This is a genomic window from Aeromonas sp. 75A (assembly GCF_051919425.1).
GTDB lineage: Bacteria > Pseudomonadota > Gammaproteobacteria > Enterobacterales > Aeromonadaceae > Aeromonas > Aeromonas veronii.
Genome location: NZ_JBQBES010000002.1, coordinates 488,379 through 507,349, shown reverse-complemented (window position 1 = coordinate 507,349; position 18,971 = coordinate 488,379). Strand labels below are relative to the sequence as shown.

18 protein-coding genes are annotated in these 18,971 nt (G+C 59.0%); 7 read left to right on the top strand and 11 right to left on the bottom strand.

Annotated elements, in window-relative coordinates; genetic code table 11:
* Positions 1-4: 4 nt before the first annotated feature.
* Positions 5-805, bottom strand: coding sequence for a glucosamine-6-phosphate deaminase (gene nagB, locus ACTG2T_RS02230; RefSeq protein WP_005334308.1), 801 nt, complete (start codon positions 803-805; stop codon positions 5-7).
* 273 nt (positions 806-1,078) lie between these two features.
* Between nagB and nagE the strand changes: the two genes are divergently transcribed.
* From nagE to glnS, 3 genes are all read left to right on the top strand, one after another.
* Positions 1,079-2,557 carry an N-acetylglucosamine-specific PTS transporter subunit IIBC gene (nagE, locus tag ACTG2T_RS02225; protein WP_021231106.1) on the top strand — a complete coding sequence of 493 codons (1,479 nt, stop codon included), beginning with the start codon at positions 1,079-1,081 and terminating at the stop codon, positions 2,555-2,557.
* 121 nt (positions 2,558-2,678) lie between these two features.
* On the top strand, positions 2,679-5,342 hold the full coding sequence (locus ACTG2T_RS02220; protein WP_330124942.1) for a beta-N-acetylhexosaminidase: 2,664 nt from the start codon (positions 2,679-2,681) through the stop codon (positions 5,340-5,342).
* A gap of 355 nt (positions 5,343-5,697) precedes the next feature.
* Positions 5,698-7,359 carry a glutamine--tRNA ligase gene (gene glnS / locus ACTG2T_RS02215; RefSeq protein WP_005334302.1) on the top strand — a complete coding sequence of 554 codons (1,662 nt, stop codon included), beginning with the start codon at positions 5,698-5,700 and terminating at the stop codon, positions 7,357-7,359.
* A 116-nt stretch (positions 7,360-7,475) separates the two neighbouring features.
* On the opposite strand, the gene fur is transcribed toward glnS, so the two are convergent.
* Positions 7,476-7,904, bottom strand: a complete 429-nt coding sequence (fur, locus tag ACTG2T_RS02210) for a ferric iron uptake transcriptional regulator (RefSeq protein ID WP_005334301.1) — start codon at positions 7,902-7,904, stop codon at positions 7,476-7,478.
* A gap of 241 nt (positions 7,905-8,145) precedes the next feature.
* Here fur and ACTG2T_RS02205 point away from each other — a divergent pair, with 241 nt between their 5' ends.
* On the top strand, positions 8,146-8,619 hold the full coding sequence (locus tag ACTG2T_RS02205; RefSeq protein ID WP_181224394.1) for a DUF4442 domain-containing protein: 474 nt from the start codon (positions 8,146-8,148) through the stop codon (positions 8,617-8,619).
* 90 nt (positions 8,620-8,709) lie between these two features.
* On the opposite strand, the gene fldA is transcribed toward ACTG2T_RS02205, so the two are convergent.
* The 4 genes from fldA to ACTG2T_RS02185 are packed head-to-tail and all read right to left on the bottom strand — an operon-like array spanning position 8,710 to position 10,650.
* Positions 8,710-9,234, bottom strand: a complete 525-nt coding sequence (gene fldA, locus ACTG2T_RS02200) for a flavodoxin FldA (RefSeq protein WP_005334298.1) — start codon at positions 9,232-9,234, stop codon at positions 8,710-8,712.
* 39 nt (positions 9,235-9,273) lie between these two features.
* On the bottom strand, positions 9,274-9,570 hold the full coding sequence (gene ybfE, locus ACTG2T_RS02195; protein ID WP_005334297.1) for a LexA regulated protein: 297 nt from the start codon (positions 9,568-9,570) through the stop codon (positions 9,274-9,276).
* A 20-nt stretch (positions 9,571-9,590) separates the two neighbouring features.
* Entirely contained in the window at positions 9,591-9,812 is a 222-nt protein-coding gene (locus ACTG2T_RS02190; protein WP_005334296.1) for a DUF2788 domain-containing protein, read from the bottom strand.
* Between the two features lie 55 nt (positions 9,813-9,867).
* Complete coding sequence (locus ACTG2T_RS02185) at positions 9,868-10,650, bottom strand: alpha/beta fold hydrolase (RefSeq protein ID WP_234916225.1); 783 nt, start codon at positions 10,648-10,650, stop codon at positions 9,868-9,870.
* A 274-nt stretch (positions 10,651-10,924) separates the two neighbouring features.
* Here ACTG2T_RS02185 and seqA point away from each other — a divergent pair, with 274 nt between their 5' ends.
* Together seqA and pgm are read left to right on the top strand one after the other, a co-directional pair.
* A complete protein-coding gene (gene seqA, locus ACTG2T_RS02180; protein WP_213386935.1) occupies positions 10,925-11,434 on the top strand; it encodes a replication initiation negative regulator SeqA in 510 nt (169 codons plus the stop codon).
* Positions 11,435-11,492: 58 nt separating this feature from the next.
* A complete protein-coding gene (gene pgm, locus ACTG2T_RS02175) occupies positions 11,493-13,142 on the top strand; it encodes a phosphoglucomutase (alpha-D-glucose-1,6-bisphosphate-dependent) (protein ID WP_330124941.1) in 1,650 nt (549 codons plus the stop codon).
* 86 nt (positions 13,143-13,228) lie between these two features.
* Here pgm and ACTG2T_RS02170 read toward each other — a convergent pair whose 3' ends face one another.
* Positions 13,229-14,110 (bottom strand): DMT family transporter, encoded by an 882-nt coding sequence (locus ACTG2T_RS02170; protein WP_127006826.1) that lies wholly within the window; start codon positions 14,108-14,110, stop codon positions 13,229-13,231.
* Positions 14,111-14,205: 95 nt separating this feature from the next.
* Between ACTG2T_RS02170 and ACTG2T_RS02165 the strand changes: the two genes are divergently transcribed.
* The gene (locus ACTG2T_RS02165; RefSeq protein ID WP_005334289.1) at positions 14,206-14,688 is read left to right on the top strand and encodes a MarR family winged helix-turn-helix transcriptional regulator; all 483 of its coding nucleotides are present in this window, start codon (positions 14,206-14,208) and stop codon (positions 14,686-14,688) included.
* A 48-nt stretch (positions 14,689-14,736) separates the two neighbouring features.
* Here the strand turns inward: ACTG2T_RS02165 and mltB are convergent, their stop codons facing one another.
* The 4 genes from mltB to ACTG2T_RS02145 form a co-directional block, all read right to left on the bottom strand.
* Entirely contained in the window at positions 14,737-15,828 is a 1,092-nt protein-coding gene (gene mltB / locus ACTG2T_RS02160; protein ID WP_330124940.1) for a lytic murein transglycosylase B, read from the bottom strand.
* 132 nt (positions 15,829-15,960) lie between these two features.
* Complete coding sequence (locus ACTG2T_RS02155; protein ID WP_330124939.1) at positions 15,961-16,575, bottom strand: CDP-alcohol phosphatidyltransferase family protein; 615 nt, start codon at positions 16,573-16,575, stop codon at positions 15,961-15,963.
* A gap of 16 nt (positions 16,576-16,591) precedes the next feature.
* Entirely contained in the window at positions 16,592-17,242 is a 651-nt protein-coding gene (locus tag ACTG2T_RS02150; RefSeq protein WP_330125023.1) for an ATP-binding cassette domain-containing protein, read from the bottom strand.
* 23 nt (positions 17,243-17,265) lie between these two features.
* Positions 17,266-18,900: an ABC transporter permease gene (locus ACTG2T_RS02145; protein ID WP_330124938.1), complete on the bottom strand. Its 1,635-nt coding sequence runs from the start codon at positions 18,898-18,900 to the stop codon at positions 17,266-17,268.
* Between the last annotated feature and the right edge of the window lie 71 nt (positions 18,901-18,971).

The window sequence follows — 18,971 nt, the reverse complement described above, 5'->3', positions numbered from 1 at the left end:
CTCCTTACAGACGGCCGATGTTGGCGGCTTCCAGTTGCTGGAAGTAGCGAACGGTCTTGACCTTGAGCTCCATGGTGGAGGGCTCGTCGCACACCATCATTCCCTTAGGATGCAGTTGCAGGGTGGAGATGGTCCACATGTGGTTGACGCTGCCTTCCACAGCGGCCTGCAGGGCCAGTGCCTTGCCGTGACCGGTGACCAGGATCATGATCTCTTCCGCATCCATCAGGGTGCCTACACCCACGGTCAGGGCCAGCTTGGGCACCTGCTCCATGTCGCCACCGAAGAAGCGGGAGTTGGCGATACGGGTGTCTTCGGTCAGGGTCTTGACCCTGGTGCGGGAGGAGAGGGAAGAGGCCGGTTCGTTAAACGCGATGTGGCCGTCGTTACCCACGCCACCCATGAACAGGTGGATCTTGCCGTAGGACTTGATCTTGTCTTCGTAGCGCTTGCACTCGGCCACCAGATCCTCGGCATTGCCGTTGAGGATGTTGATGTTCTCGGGACGAATGTCGATGTGGCTGAAGAAGTTGTTGTGCATAAAGCTGTGGTAGCTCTCCGGGTGATCTTCCGGCAGGCCGACGTACTCGTCCATGTTGAAGGTGACCACGTTCTGGAAGCTCACTTCACCGGCTTTGTGCAACTCGATCAGGCGCTTGTAGGTGTTGAGCGGGGTGCCACCGGTGGGCAGGCCCAGTACGAAAGGGCGATCGCTGGTCGGCTTGAACGCGTTGATGCGGTCAACGATGTAACGAGCAGACCACAGGCCTACTTGGCTGGCAGATTTCAACGGGATCAGGCGCATATGGGATACCTCTGTGTCGGGTTGCGACCGGTTTGGCGGTGGCAATTGGCTAAGATGGATTCAAGTTGTTTTATAGCGTAAATAAAGATTGCGAACTAAGCCACATCTATCCACCACCTTTATCTTGTTTGGGTGATAACGATCACGATTATCGGTTTATTAATTTGCGCAGCGAAATAAAAGCCCTAGACTGCCAATCAAGCCTTGATGGCTTATGCGTCAAACGTGATAAGCACTTAATTTCTAGAAAAACATTAACTAAGGAGAGGAACCGTGAACATTCTCGGTTATTTGCAAAAGATCGGCCGTGCCCTGATGGTGCCGGTAGCGGTATTGCCTGCCGCAGCGATCCTGATGGGGGTTGGCTACTGGATTGACCCGAATGGTTGGGGTGGTGACAGTGCGCTGGCTGCCTTCCTGATTAAAGCGGGCGCAGCCATTATCGATAACATGTCCGTACTGTTCGCAGTCGGTGTCGCTTACGGTATGTCCAAGGATAAAGACGGTTCTGCTGCGCTGGCAGGTCTGGTCGGCTTCCTGGTCGTTACCACCCTGCTGAGCCCGGGCGCTGTGGCCCAGATCAAGAGCATCCCGGTGGAGCAGGTTCCTGCCGCGTTTGCCAAGATCAGCAACCAGTTCGTGGGTATCCTGTGTGGTGTTATCGCCGCTGAGCTGTACAACCGCTTCAGCAGCGTCGAGCTGCACAAGGCACTCTCCTTCTTCTCCGGTCGTCGTCTGGTACCGATCGTAACCTCCGTAGTGATGATCGTCGTATCTTTCATCCTGATGGCCGTATGGCCGGCAATCTACGGTGGTCTGGTCTCCTTCGGTGAGTCCATCGTGAGCCTTGGCTCTACCGGTGCCGGTATCTACGCCTTCTTCAACCGTCTGCTGATCCCGATCGGTCTGCACCACGCCCTGAACTCCGTGTTCTGGTTCAACGTGGCCGGTATCAACGACATCCCGAACTTCCTGGGTGGTCAGGCTACCATCGATGCCGCTCTGGCCGCTGGCAAGAGCCTGGAGCAGGTGAAAGGCGTGGTCGGTATGTACCAGGCTGGCTTCTTCCCCATCATGATGTTCGGTCTGCCGGGTGCCGCTCTGGCCATCTACCACTCCGCCAAGAAAGAAAACAAAGAGAAAGTTGCCTCCATCATGATCGCAGCTGCCTTTGCCTCCTTCTTCACCGGTGTAACCGAGCCGCTCGAGTTCTCCTTCATGTTCGTGGCGCCGGTACTGTATGTCATCCACGCCGTACTGACCGGTATCTCCGTGTTCATCGCTGCCTCCATGCAGTGGATGGCCGGTTTCGGTTTCAGTGCCGGTCTGGTGGATATGGTGCTCTCCAGCCGTAACCCGCTGGCGACCAACTGGTACATGCTGATCCCTCAGGGTCTGGTCTTCTTCGGCCTCTACTACACCGTGTTCCGCGTAGTGATTGCCAAGCTGAACCTGAAAACCCCGGGTCGTGAAGATGACGAAGATACTGCTCCGGCTGCCGCTCAATCTACCAACCGTACCGAGCTGGCCAAGCAATACCTGGAAGTGCTGGGTGGTCAAGAGAACCTGGTCTCCATCGATGCCTGCATCACCCGTCTGCGTCTGACTCTGAAAGACCGCAGTATCGTCGATGAGCGCAAGCTGAAAGCCCTGGGGGCGGCCGGTGTGGTCAAACTCGGTGAGCAGAACCTGCAGGTGATTCTGGGCCCATTGGCCGAAATCATCGCCGGTGAGATGAAAGCCCTGCGTTAATCGAGCGACTCGCTCACCTCAAGTCTAAGTCCATTGTTGACATAACTAAGGGCCCCGCTCAGGGGCCCCATATAAAAAAGCCAAGAAAATCCAACCTTTACTTCAAATGAGAGCAGCAGTTATGAACTTGAAACATTCTCTGTTAGCCATTGCCATGTCTACCGTTTTTGTCAGCCAGGTCCAGGCAGCCGATGCCGCCAAGCAGGCCGTGGTCGACTCCCTCGCCAACAACCTGGTGGTCAAGTATGAGGTGGTCACCAACGACGGTGCCGGTGCCGGCCTCGATTGCCAGGCGCTGGGTTCCGAGTGGGCGAGCTGTGGCGTTGCCAAGCTGCACCTGACCAATACCGGTGCGGACGTCACCTCCAAAGACTGGAGCATCTACGTCTCCTCCATCCGTCGTATCCAGCGTGTGGATAACGACCAGTTCACCATCACTCACCTGACCGGCGATCTCTATCGTTTGACGCCAACCGAGAAGTTCCAGGGCTTTGCCAAGGATGCCACGGTCGAAGTGCCGCTGGTGGTGGAATACTGGGTACTGTTCGAATCTGACATCATGCCGAACTGGTATGTCGCCAGCGAAGGTGCCGAGCCGAAAGTACTGGCCAGCATGAGCAACATCAATGATGCCAGCACCTACGAGAAGCCGATGCCGGCTGATGGCTGGAAGCGTACCAAGGATGACAAGAACATCCTGATGAACAGCGAGACCCGCTTCGCGGCCAACCAGACCAGCACCCTGCTGCCAGCTGGCAAGATTGACAACCAGATCCTGCCGACCCCGATGAAGCAGGTAGTCAAAGCTGGCCCGCAGGTTGACTTCTCTACCATCAAACTCAATGCCTTGGACTTGCCGAGCGATCGCGCCGAGGCCCTGAAGGCTCAACTGACCAAGCTGGGTGTTACCCTCTCCGACACCGGTTACCCGGTGACCATCAAGCTCGGCAGCAAGCTCAAGCAGGCTGAAGGCTATGACATGACCATCGGTCAGAAGGGCACCGTGATCCAGGGTCGCGATATCGACGGGGCATTCTGGGGTGCACAATCCCTGATCTCCCTGCTGGGTGTTGAGGACAAGCTGGTGAGCCCGATGACCGTCGAGGATGCGCCGCGCTTTGAATACCGTGGCATGCAGACCGACGTGGCCCGCCACTTCCGCAGTCTGGATACCATGAAGAAGCTGGTTGACCAGATGTCTGCCATGAAGCTCAACGTGCTGCATCTTGGCCTGACCAACGATGAAGGCTGGCGTCTGGAGATCCCGGGTCTGCCGGAGCTGACTCAGGTCGGTAGCCAGCGTTGCCACGACGAGTCCGAAACCAAGTGCCTGATGCCGCAGCTGGGTTCCGGCCCGACTAGCGACAACCAGGGTTCCGGTTTCTATAGCAAGTCTGACTACGTGGATCTGGTACGTTATGCCAAGGCCCGCGGTGTGACCGTGATCCCCGAGATCAACATGCCGGCTCACGCCCGTGCTGCCGTGGTCTCCATGGAAGCGCGCTACAAGCGTCTGATGGCGGAAGGCAAAGAAGCGGAAGCCAACCAGTTCCGTCTGACTGATCCGGCTGACACCTCCAATGTCACCTCCGTCCAGTTCTACGACAAGATGTCCTTCATCAACCCTTGCCAGCCGGGTGCTGCCACCTTCGTGGCCAAGGTAATGGATGAAGTTGCCCAGATGCACCAGGCCGCTGGTCAGCCGCTGACCGCATGGCACTACGGTGGTGATGAGGCGAAGAACATCATGCAGGGCGGTGGCTATCAGGATCCGGCCGTCACCAAGAAAGAAGAGCTGGTCGCCTGGAAAGGCAACGTCGACTCCAGCAAGCAGGACAAGCCGTTTGGCAAGTCCCCGATGTGCCAGAAGATGATCGACGAAGGCAAGATCAAGGAAGTGGGCGAGCTGCCGGTTTACTTCGCCAAGGAAGTGGGCCAGATGGTCAAAGACCGCGGTTTCTCTACCCTGCAGGCGTGGGAAGACGGTCTGAAGTATGCCAGCGGTGCCAAGGACTTCGCCACCGACAACACCCGTGTCAACTTCTGGGAAACCCTCTACTGGGGTGGCTTCAACGAAGCGATGAAGTGGGCCCACAAGGGTTACCAAGTGGTGCTGTCCAACCCGGATTACCTCTACTTCGACTTCCCGAACGAAGTACACCCGGCTGAGCGTGGCTACTACTGGGCAACTCGTTTCAACGACACCCGCAAGGTGTTTGCCTTCGCCCCGGAAAACCTGCCGCAGAACGCCGAGACCTCGGTTGACCGCGATGGCAACGCCTTCGTGGCCAAAGGTGACCAGGATCCGGTCAAGTTCAAGGGGATCTCCGGTCAGCAGTGGAGTGAAACCGTGCGTACCGATGCTCAGTATGAGTACATGGTCTACCCGCGTATCTTCTCCGTGGCCGAGCGTGCCTGGCACAAAGGTGGCTTCGAGCTGAACTATGTGAAGGGTCGCGAGTTCTCCGGCGAGACCAAGTTCGTCAACAAGGCCACCCTCAACAAAGAGTGGAACCAGTTTGCCAACGTACTGGGTCAGCGCGTGCTGCCGAAACTGGATCAGGCCGGTGTTGAATACCGCCTCTCCGTACCGGGTGCCAAGGTAGTGAACGGTGTGCTGGAAGCGAACGTGGATCTGCCGGGTCTGCCCATCCAGTACAGCCTGGACGGTACCAACTGGAGTGCCTATGACGCCGCGGCCAAGCCGAGCGTGAATGGCAAGGTCTACCTGCGTACCATCAGCTTCGATGGCAAGCGCACCAGCCGCGTCACCGAACTGAACTGATAGCAGTCAACCGTTAACATGAGGTGGGTCGCAAGACCCGCCTTTCCCAAGGGCGATGGCGCATCGGGTTTGGGAAAGGTTGACTGTGCGTGTGAGCCTTTGTTGTGTGTAATTGTCTGTTTTGTGTTTTTCATCACTTTCAGCCCCGCCTAGTGCGGGGCTTTTTTATGCATTTGGTGTGCAATGTGCCAAGCCACGCTGTTTTTAGCGGTGCAATGGCCGGGAAATGGCCCGGAAGTGCCAAATTCAGGTTGAGACAGCGCCCGTAATAAGGGATCATACCCGGCTTGACGGCGGGGGGATGAGGGTGCCAGCCGGCACAACTTCCGCCAGTGACGCTTTTTTGAGGTGAGCCATGAGTCAGGCGAACAGCCCAACTAACTTTATTCGTCAGATCATTGATGAAGATCTGGCCAGCGGTAAGCACAGCAGCGTGCATACCCGTTTTCCGCCCGAGCCGAACGGTTATCTCCATATCGGCCACGCCAAGTCCATCTGCCTGAACTTCGGCATCGCCCGCGACTATCAGGGCCAGTGCAACCTGCGTTTCGATGACACCAACCCGGTGAAGGAAGATATCGAGTACGTAGAGTCCATCAAGCAGGACGTACAGTGGCTCGGCTTCCAGTGGAATGGCGAGATCTGCTACTCCTCCGACTATTTCGACAAGCTGCACGGCTACGCCATCGAGCTGATTGAAAAGGGTCTGGCCTATGTGGATGAGCTGACGCCCGAGCAGATGCGCGAGTACCGTGGCACCCTGACTGAAGCTGGCAAGAACAGCCCGTTCCGCGATCGCAGCGTGGAAGAGAACCTGGCGCTGTTTGCCAAGATGAAGAATGGCGAGTTCGCCGAAGGCACCGCCTGCCTGCGCGCCAAGATCGACATGGCATCTCCCTTCATGGTGATGCGTGATCCGGTTATCTACCGTATCAAGTTTGCCCACCACCACCAGACCGGTGACAAGTGGTGCATCTACCCGATGTATGACTTCACCCACTGCATCTCGGACGCGCTGGAAGGGATCACCCACTCCATCTGCACCCTGGAGTTCCAGGACAACCGTCGTCTGTACGACTGGGTGCTGGACAACATCACCATCGATTGCCACCCCCGTCAGTACGAGTTCTCTCGTCTGAACCTCGAATACACCGTCATGTCCAAGCGCAAGCTGAACCTGCTGGTGACCGAGAAGCACGTCGATGGTTGGGATGACCCGCGTATGCTGACCGTCTCCGGTCTGCGTCGTCGTGGTTACACTCCGGCCTCCATTCGCGAGTTCTGCAAACGCATCGGCGTCACCAAGCAGGACAACATCGTCGAGATGAGCATGCTGGAAGCCTGTATCCGTGAAGACCTCAACGAACATGCACCGCGCGCCATGGCCGTGCTGCATCCGGTGAAAGTGGTTATCGAAAACCTGGCTGCCGACGAAGTGCTGACGGCCCCGGCCCACCCGAGCAATGCCGAGATGGGTACCCGCGAGTTGAACTTCACCCGCGAGATCTTCATCGATGAAGCGGACTTCAAAGAAGAGGCGAACAAGCAGTTCAAGCGTCTGGTGCTGGGCAAGGAAGTGCGTCTGCGCAATGCCTATGTGATCAAGGCCGAGCGTATCGAGAAAGATGCCGATGGCAAAGTCACCTGCATCTACTGCTCCTACGATCCCGAGACTCTGGGCAAGGATCCGGCCGATGGCCGCAAGGTGAAAGGGGTGATCCACTGGGTCAGCGCCACTCACTCCCTGCCAGCGGAAGTGCGTCTCTACGACCGTCTGTTCAAGGTACCGAACCCGGGCGCCGAGGATGACTTCGAAGCCGCGCTGAACCCGGAATCTCTGGTGATCATCGAGGGGGCCCGTGTCGAGGCATCCCTGAAGAACGCCAAGCCGGAGCAAGCTTACCAGTTCGAGCGTGAAGGTTACTTCTGCGCCGACAACAAGCTCTCCAGCCCGGAGCATCTGGTGTTCAACCGCACCGTTGCCCTGCGCGACTCCTGGGGCAAGGTAGAAGGCTAAGCCGATGGGGCAGGGGAGACTCTGCCCTGTGCGATGCCAACGGCCTGCGCCGGACAATAAAAAAGCCAGCATCAGCTGGCTTTTTTATTGTCCGTTATCTGCAAGTCGCGGCTGACTTATTCGTCGTGCTTGCACTCACCGGTAGCACAGTGACCGTAGAGGTAGAGGCTGTGGTTGGTGAGACGGATATTGAATTTCTTGGCGATCTCGCGCTGACGCTGTTCGATCACTTCGTCGGAGAACTCGATCACCTTGCCGCAGTCGAGGCAAACCAAGTGGTCGTGGTGCTCCTGAGTGGCCAGCTCGAATACCGACTTGCCACCTTCGAAGTGGTGACGGGTAACGATACCGGCATCATCAAACTGGTTGAGAACGCGATAGACGGTAGCGAGACCAATCTCTTCACCCAAGTCGATCAGTCGTTTATAGAGATCTTCGGCGCTGGTGTGCTGGCAGTCCGGCTGTTGCAGGATTTCCAGGATTTTGACCCGGGGCAAGGTGATCTTGAGCCCGGCCTTTTTTAACGCTTGGTTGTTGTCTGCCATATTCTACTTATTCGCATTCTCGAAGGTGGGGTTATTCTGATGGACTGCCGCAGGAATGGCAACCTTGAACTCGCTTGGCCTGTCATTATAGGTCGTAGCCTCCCTAAAAATAAACCCAGCAATTCAAGGGGTTTAGCCATAAATGGCCGGTTGGATTGAAATAATCAATCGTGTCGTCCGACTTGCTGGCATGGCAGATGTTGATAAGATGTAACTTTCATATTCTGGTCGGATGAGATCCATGGATTGGCTTTTTGACAATGCGGCCTGGGTGCGCCGCGCACTCAACGCCTGGCCCCCTTTCTGGGGTGCCGGTATCACGATAGAGACCCTGAGCGATGACTTTCGCTACTGCCGGGTGACCCTGAAATCCCGCTGGTGGAACAAGAACGCCAACCGCACCCAGTTTGGCGGCAGCATGTTTGCCATGACGGACCCCATCTATCCACTGATGCTGATGGGCCACTTCAAGAATCGCTATTACGTCTGGGACAAGGCGGGCAGTATCAACTACATCAAGCCCGGCAAGGGCAAGCTGGTGGCCGAGTTCAACCTGACCGAGGGCAAGCTGGCCGAAATCGTGGCGGCGACTGAAGGTGGCAACAAGCACTTCCCCGAATTCGAGGTCACGGTACAGGACAAGAGCGGCGAACTGGTTGCGCAGGTCAAGCGCACCCTCTATGTGCGAGCCAAACCGGAGCACAGAGGTGAATAACAGGGAAGAATAAAGGCAGGCATCGCAACAAGCAGATACAACAAGGGCCCCGTCGGGGCCCTTGTTGTCAGAGGTATGAGGGGAGGCGGATTACTCCAGCTCGCCCAGGCACATCTCTTCGTGCAGCTGTTTGCACCAGCCCTTGACGCGCTCGGCGGTCAGCTCCGGCTGGCGATCTTCATCGATACCCAGACCGACAAAGTGCTTGTCATCGACCAGTGCCTTGGAGGCTTCGAACTCGTAGCCGGCAGTCGGCCAGTGACCGATGATGATGGCGCCTTTTGCTTCGACGATGTCGCGCAGGGTGCCCATGGCGTCGAGGAAGTACTCGGAATAGTCTTCCTGATCACCGCAACCGAAGATGGCGACCAGCTTGTTGGTGAAGTCGATTTCGCCCAGATCGGGGAAGAAGTCGTCCCAGTCGGCCTGGGCTTCGCCATAGTACCAAGTCGGGATGCCGAACATCAGCAGATCAAAGCTCTCGATGTCGGCCTTGCTGCTCTTGGCGATGTCACGGACTTCAATCAGGTTTTTGCCCAGCTCTTTCTGGATCATCTTGGCGACAGCTTCGGTGTTACCGGTATCGCTGCCAAAAAACAGACCTACACTTGCCATAGTGTTTAGTTACCCGTATTTGGTGTTAATGCTCAACGCTCAGACTGCAATGTCCACCGCAAAGGCGGACTCAATCTGTTGTTTCAGGATAGATTGGATCAGCTCGGCTCGGCTGATGTTCTGTTGTAACGCAAGTTGGTTCAGGCGCTCCAGCAACTCGGCCTCCACCTTTAACTCTACCCGCTTCAGCCCATTTTCCCGATCGCGCTTAAGCTGGTTACGCTTGTTGATCTTGAGCTGGGTCTCGCGGGGGAGTGGATTGGTCTTTGGCCTGCCGGGGCGCTTCTCATTTGCGAACAGATCCAGTGTTGTTCGATCAGTTTGCTGTTTGGCCATACATCACAGATGAAAATAAGTTAGCCGAGTCCTGAGCCTTCCCAGCCCAGTTCGATCAGCCCCTTGGCGACAAAACCCGCACAACCCAGAAACAGTACCAACCAGACGATAAAACGACCGAAACGGGGCACGTTGCCGCGCTTGAGCACGTCCTGAATGGCCAGGCCAATCAATATGAAAATGGCCACAAAGAATAACTTGAGGCCCAAACTTTCGATCAGGTCGATATGTTCACTTAGCATGGATTGCGCACACTCCTTATGACGGGCGCACTATATCACAAAGGATTTGAAACTGTTAACCGCCTGTCGACAGGAAATCCACAACCAATTTGTTGAACAGAGCCGGTTTTTCCGCATGCAACCAGTGGCCGGTCCCTGCGATGACACGCACCTTTGCCGCCGGGAATTGGGCCTGTGCCGTCTCGCTGTATTGGGGCTGCATATAGTCAGAATTCCCCCCCTTGATAAAGAGCACCGGCCCTTCGAAGCGGCGTTCATCGTCTGGCCAGCCCATGATGTTGGCGTAGTTTTGCTCAAGGGCGGGCACATTGAAGCGCCAACCCCAGCCATGCTCGCCTCTGGCGAAGGATTTGAGCAGGAACTGGCGTACCCCGGCGATCTCGATGTGCTGTGCCAGCATGGCTTCCGCTTCACTGCGGCTTTGCGGCGGCGTGCGCAGTGTGGCGTTGAGTCCGGCGAACACATTCTGGTGGCGGGAGTGGGGATAGGCGACCGGCGCCATGTCGGCCACCACCAGCTTGGTCACCCGCTCTGGCGCCAGCTTGGCGACCTGCATCGCCACCTTGCCACCCATCGAGTGGCCAATCAGGGTCGCTTCGGCAATCTCCAGCCGATCCATCAGGGTCAGGATGTCGGCCGCTTGCGCCGGATAGCTCATCTCGCTGCTATGAAAGGAGGCGCCGTGGTTGCGCAGATCGACGCTGATGACCCGAAAGTGCTCGCAGAGGGCACGGGCCAGCAGGCCGAGGTTGTCGAGGCTGCCAAACAGGCCGTGGATCAGAATGACCGCCGGGCCCTGACCCTGCTCTTTGAAGTTCAATATGCTGTTTTGTTGCAAAATGACACCTTGTCGGTCGTGGGTGCGTATCGCTGTTTTATTTAACGCACTGGAAAGAAAAGGATTTCGTCCAATGGATTGGGATTTTATGTGGTTTTTTTTCTAAAAAATCCTGTCCGGATCGGCTATCAGTGCGGCTGATCACACACTTGGCCCGCTATTATGCCGTATTCTCGATGAGATTCATGTACATCTGCCAGCCCCTTGCTTGGGCTGTCGGGTTTGCCTATGTATAATCGCCGCATCCGAATTTCGACGAGTCCAGCGCATCCCTATGAAAACCATCGAGCTTGATGACGATCTCTACTTCTATATCGCCAGCCAGACCCGGCACATTGGTGAGAGTGCCTCCGATATCCTGCGCCGTCTGCTGGAACAGCCTGCTCACCAACGTGTGCCGGTTGCCGAGCCCGTTGCCGTCGCGCAGCCCAGTACGGTAGCCACCCAACAAGGGCTGCAAGCCTTGCTCGATTCTGGTGAGCTGCAAAAAGAAGAGAAGTCCATCAACCGCTTCATGCTGGTGCTGAGTACCCTCTACCGGGATAACCCGGAAGGCTTTACCCAGGCCACCGAAATCAAGGGGCGCAAGCGCGTCTATTTCTCGCGGGATCCCGAGGCTCTGCGCGCCAGTGGCAGCACCACCAAGCCCAAGCCGGTACCGGAGACCCCGTTCTGGGTGATCACCAACACCAACACCAGCCGCAAGCAGAACATGGTGGCCCAGCTGATGGCCAGCATGGGCTATGGCGAAGAGGTGATCGCGCAAGTGTGTGGCGCCATTTAACGATTCTTCAAGACTCAGGCCTTGCCCGGCAAGGCCGCCATTACGCAAGGAAAACGCCATGGCTCAGCATTCCCACGCCGGTCAACCGGCCCGTTTAAGCGATCTGACCAACATCCCCCGTCTGGTCAGCGCCTACTACCTCAACAAGCCGGACATGAGCCGCCCCGAGCAGCGAGTTGCCTTCGGTACCTCCGGCCACCGCGGCAGCGCCCTGCACAGCGCCTTTACCGAATCCCATATTCTGGCGGTGACCCAGGCCCTGGTGGAGTATCGCCAGCAGGCCGGTATCACTGGCCCGCTGTTTGTCGGCATGGATACCCACGCCCTGTCCGAATCCGCCTTTGCCAGCGCCGTCGAAGTGCTGGCGGCCAACGGCGTTGAAACTCGCATTCAAGCCGGTATGGGCTTTACCCCGACTCCGGTCATCTCCCACGCCATCCTGCGCCACAATGCAGGCAAGCCTGCAGCGCGCGCCGACGGCGTGGTGATCACTCCGTCCCACAACCCGCCGGAAGATGGTGGCTTCAAGTACAACCCGCCCCATGGTGGCCCCGCTGAAGGGGAGATCACCAAGTGGGTCGAGGATCGTGCCAACGCCATTCTGGAAGCGGGTCTGGCTGGCGTGAAGCGGATGCCGTTCGCCGAGGCGCTCAAGAGCCCGTTCGTGGTCGAGCACGACTATGTCACCCCTTATGTGGATGATCTGAAGAACGTGCTGGACATGGACGCCATCAAGAATGCGGGCATCAAGATTGGTGTCGATCCGCTGGGCGGCTCCGGCGTCGCCTACTGGGATGTTATCGCCAAGACCTATGGCCTGAACATCGAGGTGGTGAACTACAAGGTCGACCCGACCTTCTCCTTCATGACCCTGGATAAAGACGGCAAGATCCGGATGGACTGCTCCAGCCCGTTCGCCATGGCCAGCCTGATCGCGCTCAAGGACAAGTTCGACATCGCCCTTGGCAATGACCCTGACTACGACCGTCACGGCATCGTCACCAAGTCAGGCCTGATGAACCCGAACCACTATCTGGCGGTGGCGATCCAGTATCTGTTTACCCATCGTACCGGCTGGTCTGCGGATGCGGCCGTCGGCAAGACGCTGGTCTCCTCCTCGATGATCGACCGGGTTGCCGGTGAGATTGGCCGCACCCTGAAAGAGGTGCCGGTCGGCTTCAAGTGGTTCGTGGATGGCCTCTACAGCGGCGAGTTCGGCTTTGGCGGCGAGGAGAGCGCGGGCGCCTCCTTCCTGCGCAAAGATGGCACCGTCTGGACCACCGACAAGGATGGTTTCATTCTGGCGCTGCTGGCGGCGGAAATTCTGGCGGTGACCGGCAAGGATCCGCAGGCCCACTACGACGCACTGGAAGCCAGGTTCGGCCGCTCTAGCTATCGCCGTATCGACGCCCCGGCCAACAGTGCCCAGAAAGCGGTGCTCTCCAAGCTGGATCCGGCGCTGGTGGAAGCCTCAACTCTGGCGGGTGAGCCCATCATCGCCAAGTTGACCAAGGCGCCGGGCAACGATGCCGCCATCGGCGGTCTCAAGGTGGTGACCGAGAACGGCTGGTTCGCGGCGCGCCCCTCCGGCACAGAGTCTATCTACAAGATCTACATGGAGAGCTTCAAGGGTGACGCGCACCTCGACCTCATCCAGCAAGAGGCCCAGCAGATCGTCTCTGCTGCGCTGGCCAAGGCAGGTGTATAAGCCTCCTTCCAGTCGCTGACCGTTGACAAAAAAGAGGAGCCGAAGTGGCTCCTCTTTTTTATGCGCGGGTTGAGGTGATCTAGTGTTTACGCCTCGTTACAGATCCCTGTACTCGCTCGGCGAGCTTGCCAACGTTTGAAAAAGGGGCGTGCTGGCAGCTTCATCAGGAACAGGGAGAGCAAGATCACCCCGATGCCGATCCACTGGCTGACATCCAGAGTTTCACCTACCATCAATACCCCAAGCGACACAGCCATCATGGGATTGGTGAGGGCCAGCATGCCCATCACCTCCGGGCCGTGGTGCTTTAATCCCCACAACCAGGCCCAGTAGCCCAGCGCGGTGTTGAGCAGGATCAACCAGAGCAATCCCGGCGCACTGGCCGGATCCGGTAACGGCATTGGGCCAGCTAGCCACCAGGCGAGCGGGATCAGCATCAAGCCCCCAAGCAGCAATTGCCAGGCGGTCAGCGCCAGCAGATCGTTTACCGGCCAGTGGCGCATCCAACGGCTGGATTGGCCGATCAGCACTGTGGCCAGCATGGCGCATGCAACTCCGACAGGATCCAGATTGGCAGAGGGGTTGAGCAACAGTAATACCCCAGCCAACCCCATCAATCCCAGCAGTAGCCATTTCAGGCTCGGTCGTGTGCCATCTTGCAACCAGGCCAGTAGCATCAGCACCAGCGGCAGGGTGGCACCAAGTGTACCTGCTACTGCCCCCGGCAGCCGGAAGGCTGCCACAAACAGCAAAGCGAAGAAGGCGGCAATGTTGCAAAACGCCAACAGGAACTGCTTGCCCCAGGGCAGAGGCGGCATGCGCGGATGCAACAGTAACAAGAGCAGCCCGGCAGGCAGTGCCCGCCATACGGCAACCCAGTAGGGTGAGTAGTCAGTCAGGTAGAGGCTAACGACAGCATAGGTGCTGCCCCACAGCAGTGGAGCCAGCAAGGCGATCAGCATTGGCATTATTTATCTCTTCATAAAGTATCTTTAAGTGAAGATAAATTAGCGCCAAATTGATTTATCATCAAGTATCTCGATATAAAGATAAGTAGTTGGCGATGGAATCAGATCATGTAGACCTGCTGCTGGCTCAGTGGGCCCGGCAGCGACCGGATCTCGACTGTTCTCCTATGGGGGTGCTGGGTCGAGTAGCCCGGATGGCGGCAATTGCCGGTCGTGAGGTGAGTGAAGAGCTCAAGGAGTGCGGCTTGCTTGGCACGGACTTCGATATTTTGGCGACCCTGCGTCGGTCGGGTGAGCCACTGACGCCGACAGTGCTCTACCAATCGGCCATGTTGAGTTCGGGTGCCATGACGGCCCGGCTCGACAAGCTGGCCGAGCGGGGACTGATAGAGCGGCAAGCGGCGCCCAGCGATCGGCGCAGCCTGCTGGTCTGCCTCACCGAATCGGGCAAAGCGCTTATCGACCGAGCGGTTGAGCTGCACGTGGCCAACGAGCGTCGCCTGCTGGCGCCACTGACCGAGGCGGAGCAGGCTCAGTTAGCGGCACTGCTCAAACGCTGGTTGCTGGAAAACGAATAACAAAAACGGGCCAGCAGGCCCGTTTTTGTTGGCAAATCAGTACCTGACTCAGTAACCGCCTTTGGCCTCTTTAACCGCCAGACCCAGCTGCCATACCGCCATGGCATAGTGGGTGCTGTGGTTGTAGCGGGTGATGGCGTAGAAGTTGGGCAGGCCGTACCAGTATTGGTAGCCGGTGCCGACATCGAGGCGCAGCAGGCTCGCCTCGCTGTGGTTGCCAAGGCTGCTGGTGGGGGTCAGCCCGGCGCGACGCAGGGAGGCGACCGGGTAGCGGGTCTGGAAGCCGTGCTCATAGCCGGGCAGTTGGCCCTGACCACGCACCGCCACCGGTTGCCCCTTCTCCCAGCCGTGGGCCTTGAAGTAGTTGGCGACGCTGCCGATGGCATCCACCGGATCCCACAGGTTGGTGTGGCCGTTGCCATCAAAGTCCACCGCATAGCGCTGGAAGCTGGAGGGCATAAACTGGCCGTAGCCCATGGCGCCTGCATAGGAGCCCTTGGGTTCGGTGGGGTCCATCCCCTCGTCGCGGGTCATCACCAGGAAGGCTTCCAGCTCGCTGGTGAAGAATTCGGCGCGACGCGGATAATCAAACGCCAGGGTGGCCAGCGCATCCAGAATGCGGGTCTTGCCCATCACCCGGCCCCAGCGGGTCTCGACCCCGATAATGCCGACGATGATCTCAGGCGGCACCCCGTAGACCTGCTCCGCCCGGTTCAGCTCGCTTGCGTATTCACGCCAGAAGTTGACGCCGTTCTGTACGTTGTCGGGGGTGATGAACTTGGCGCGATAGCGGTTCCAGGCACCGGTCGGGCCGGTGGGCTTGGCGGTGGTCGGCGCCTGGGCATCCATCAGGCGGATGATCCAGTCGTAACGCTCTGCCTGTGCCAGCACCTGATGCAGCTGGGCGTTGTCAAAACCGTGCTTCTCGACCATTTTCTGGACGAACCGGTCCACGTTGGGGCGATTGGCGAAGTCCCCCTTGCTAACCCCTTGTGTATAAACGGGTTTGCTCGATGAAGCCTGATTGATAAAGGCGCTCTTGGGCTGGGGGACGACCACGGGCTTTGGCGCTGGGGCGCTGCTGCAGCCACCGAGCAGGGGGAATAATGACAGAGTGAGAAGAGAGGCAAGGCGACGCATAGGGTTCTCAAAGAGACTGATAAAAGTGCCGTCATGGTAAAACATTGTCATCCCCGTGCAAGTGTTCCGTGTGCCTTGTTTGCCGCCAATTCATCGTGCGATGGACTAGCCCTCCGGTGAGGGCTGTGCTGTTTATGGCAGGGGGGGACGCAGGGTGTGGTAACCGCTCCAGAGCCGGGTCAGGGTGGTGATGGCGCAGAGCATTGCAAAGCCGTAGGCGAGCGGGGCGAAGGCGGCGGGCCACAGGCACATCAGCACAAAGAGGGCGATGGTCTCGCTCCCCTCGGTGAGGCCACCCAGATAGTAGAGGGATTTGTGGTGGTAGACCGGATTGTCGATCCCCCGCTTGCCCGCCATGATGGCAAACGCCAGAAAGCTCGAGCCGGTACCCATAAAGGCAAATAGCAGGGTGGCGGCGGGCAGCGCATTGGCGGGGGCGGCGAGGGCAAAGCCCAGCACCACGGCGGCGTAGAAAATAAAGTCGAGGGTGATGTCGAGAAAGCCGCCGCAGTCGGTGATGCCGGTTTCCCGCGCCACGGCGCCATCGAGCCCGTCCAGCAGCCGGTTGAGCAGGATGGCCGCCAGTGCCCATGAATAACAGCCAAAGGCCAGCAGCGGCAGCGCCAGCATGCCGATGGCAAAGCCGGTGAGGCTCACCTGATTGGCACTGATCCCGGCACGGCAGAGCGGTTTGGCAAGCTGGGTGAGAGGGCTGCGGATCACGGGGATCAGATGGCGATCAAACAAGGTGAACACTCCTCGGTTAACAGTGGCATTCGGTGAGGTTGAGTATGGTGCCCGGCGCGTCTTCCGCATCGTGGGTCACCAGGATGGCGGGGATGGCCAGCGCCTTGATCTGCGCGAACACCAGCTCGCGAAAGGCTGCCCGCAGCGGCTTGTCGAGGCGGGAGAAGGGCTCGTCCAGCAGCAGGGCGTCGGGTTCGGCCAACAGTGCCCGCAGCAGGCTGACCCGCGCCCGCTGCCCCCCTGACAGCAGCAGTGGCAGCTTGTCAGCCTGATCCGCCAGCGCGACCAGAGCCAATGCGGTTACCGCCTTTTCCCGCCGCGCGCGTTTTCCCTTGATGGTCGCTGGCATGCCGAACATCAGGTTCTCCGCCACCGTCAGATGGTCGAACAGCAGGTCATCCTGAAACAGCATGCCGATGCGCCGCGCTTGCGCAGGCAAGGCGTTGAGTGGCCGCTCGCCGAGCCTTATCTCCCCCTCCAGCCGGATCGGGCCATTTTCTGTCTGCGCGCCGGGCAGTACCCCCGCCAGCCCTGCCAGCAGGGAGCTTTTACCGCAGCCGCTTGGCCCCATCAGGGTCAACACCTCGCCGGGGGCCACCTGCAGGGCGGGCAGCGAGAGCAGCAGATTTTCATCAAGGTAAAGCCGAAGAGGCGTGGTGCTCAGCACATGGCTATTTCCATCATCAGAGTTCATCGTGAGCCGCCCCCCTTGAGCGCCGGATTGATCCGCGCCGGCAGCCAGAGTGCCAGCAGGTAGATAACGAGTGGCAACAGCAGTTGCAGCAGGCCGTAGAGCCCCGCCAGCCGCCGGTTGAGGCCGCTGCCGATAGCCACCGCTTCGGTGGTGATGGTGACCACTCTACCAGCGCCAAACAGCAGGGTCGGCAGGTATTGGGCCAAACTCACCGCCGCCCCGACGCCGAAGGCAAACAGCAGCGGGCGCGCCAGCAGCGGCGCTTTCACTTGCCACCAGGCTCGCCATGGCGTTGCCCCCAGCAGCAGGGCGCTCTGGGTGATCCGCGGATCGAACTGGCGATAGGGGCCGTGCAGACACAAATAGACATAGGGAAAGACAAACAGCAGCTGACTCCAGAGCACCCAGCCCCAGCCAATGCCGCTGCTTATCGAGTCATGTGCAAGCCAGTCCAGCCCGAGCCGGATACCAAACAGCAGGCTCGCTTGCGGCAGCAACAACGGCAGGCAGATAAGCCAGAGAGGCCAGGGGCGGCGGCCGGCTTGTGCCTCCAGACTGCACACCGCCATTCCCAGTGCCAGCAAGCCGCTCACCAGCGCCAGCAGTGTGCTGGTTGTCAGCAGCGGCAGCAGGGTTGGCAGCAGATCCAGCCAGTAGTGACTGCTCCACTGGCTGGGCCAGAGGGCGGGAAAGGGCCAGCGGCGCGCCAGTGACCAGAGCAGCAGGGCCGCCAGCACCGCCAGATTGAGGGTGATCAGGGTGAAGGCAAAGCCCGCTGCGAGCCGGTTGGCAAAGAAGTGGGGCGCCGCCCGTTTGCCATCGAGCCAGCAGCCTTTGCCCATCTCTTTATGAAGCCACTCCAGTAATCTGAGCAGAGCGATGAGCAACGCCGTGATGGCGAGCAAAAGCAGGGCGCCGCTGGCGGTGGCTCCGCGCCAGAGCAGATCCGGGTCCTGATACCAGAGCCACAACCGCACCGCCAGCGGGGCGGGGGCATCGGGCCCGAGCAGCTGGGCGAGATCCACCACCGCCACTCCGTAGGCCGCCACCGCATAGATGGGCAGGCGCAGGGCAGGCCACAGCGCTGGCAGCAGCAGGCGCCACCAGATCTGGGGGGCGCTGAAACCGAGGCTCGCCCCCAGCCACTGCTGGCGTGCCAGCAGGATGGGTTGCTGCGCGGCCATCGCCATCAGCAGCAGAAAGGGGGTCTCCTTGAAAACGAGCAGTGCAATCAGCCCGAGCCCCCAAGGATCCCGAATGGTTTGCCAATCGGGGGGAAGATCAAACCCCGTTAGAGCTGGCGAGAGGAGCCGCAGCAGCCAGCCGGAGGGGGCGAGCAGAAAGGCAAAGCCGATGGCAAAGGCGACGTGGGGCATGGCCAGCATCGGCGAGAGCAGGCGACGGAGCAGCCCGAAAGCCCGGCTGTCGCTGTGGGCCAGCAGCAGGGCTGTCATCAGCAGGCTGCCGAGGGTTGAGGCGGCGCCAATCCACAGGCTCAGCGCAACGGAGTGCCAAAGACCGGGTTGGGCCAGCAGCAAGGCAAGATGAGAGGCGGTCATCCCCTCCGCCAGCAGTTGCCACAGCCCCGCCAGCAATGGGATGACGAAGAGCGCCAGATAAATAATCGCCATCCCCGTACTCATACTGGGGTGGCGTGTCAACCGACGCCATGGTCGGGAGCAGGAATGCGGGTGACCAGCGA

Excerpts from the sequence above, each read along its gene's own strand:
- nagB (WP_005334308.1), bottom strand. The coding sequence starts at position 805 with ATGCGCCTGATCCCGTTGAAATCTGCCAGCCAAGTAGGCCTGTGGTCT.
- ACTG2T_RS02220 (WP_330124942.1), top strand. The coding sequence starts at position 2,679 with ATGAACTTGAAACATTCTCTGTTAGCCATTGCCATGTCTACCGTTTTT.
- glnS (WP_005334302.1), top strand. The coding sequence starts at position 5,698 with ATGAGTCAGGCGAACAGCCCAACTAACTTTATTCGTCAGATCATTGAT.
- fur (WP_005334301.1), bottom strand. The coding sequence starts at position 7,904 with ATGGCAGACAACAACCAAGCGTTAAAAAAGGCCGGGCTCAAGATCACC.
- ACTG2T_RS02205 (WP_181224394.1), top strand. The coding sequence starts at position 8,146 with ATGGATTGGCTTTTTGACAATGCGGCCTGGGTGCGCCGCGCACTCAAC.
- fldA (WP_005334298.1), bottom strand. The coding sequence starts at position 9,234 with ATGGCAAGTGTAGGTCTGTTTTTTGGCAGCGATACCGGTAACACCGAA.
- ybfE (WP_005334297.1), bottom strand. The coding sequence starts at position 9,570 with ATGGCCAAACAGCAAACTGATCGAACAACACTGGATCTGTTCGCAAAT.
- ACTG2T_RS02190 (WP_005334296.1), bottom strand. The coding sequence starts at position 9,812 with ATGCTAAGTGAACATATCGACCTGATCGAAAGTTTGGGCCTCAAGTTA.
- seqA (WP_213386935.1), top strand. The coding sequence starts at position 10,925 with ATGAAAACCATCGAGCTTGATGACGATCTCTACTTCTATATCGCCAGC.
- pgm (WP_330124941.1), top strand. The coding sequence starts at position 11,493 with ATGGCTCAGCATTCCCACGCCGGTCAACCGGCCCGTTTAAGCGATCTG.
- ACTG2T_RS02170 (WP_127006826.1), bottom strand. The coding sequence starts at position 14,110 with ATGCCAATGCTGATCGCCTTGCTGGCTCCACTGCTGTGGGGCAGCACC.
- ACTG2T_RS02165 (WP_005334289.1), top strand. The coding sequence starts at position 14,206 with ATGGAATCAGATCATGTAGACCTGCTGCTGGCTCAGTGGGCCCGGCAG.
- mltB (WP_330124940.1), bottom strand. The coding sequence starts at position 15,828 with ATGCGTCGCCTTGCCTCTCTTCTCACTCTGTCATTATTCCCCCTGCTC.
- ACTG2T_RS02145 (WP_330124938.1), bottom strand. The coding sequence starts at position 18,900 with ATGGCGATTATTTATCTGGCGCTCTTCGTCATCCCATTGCTGGCGGGG.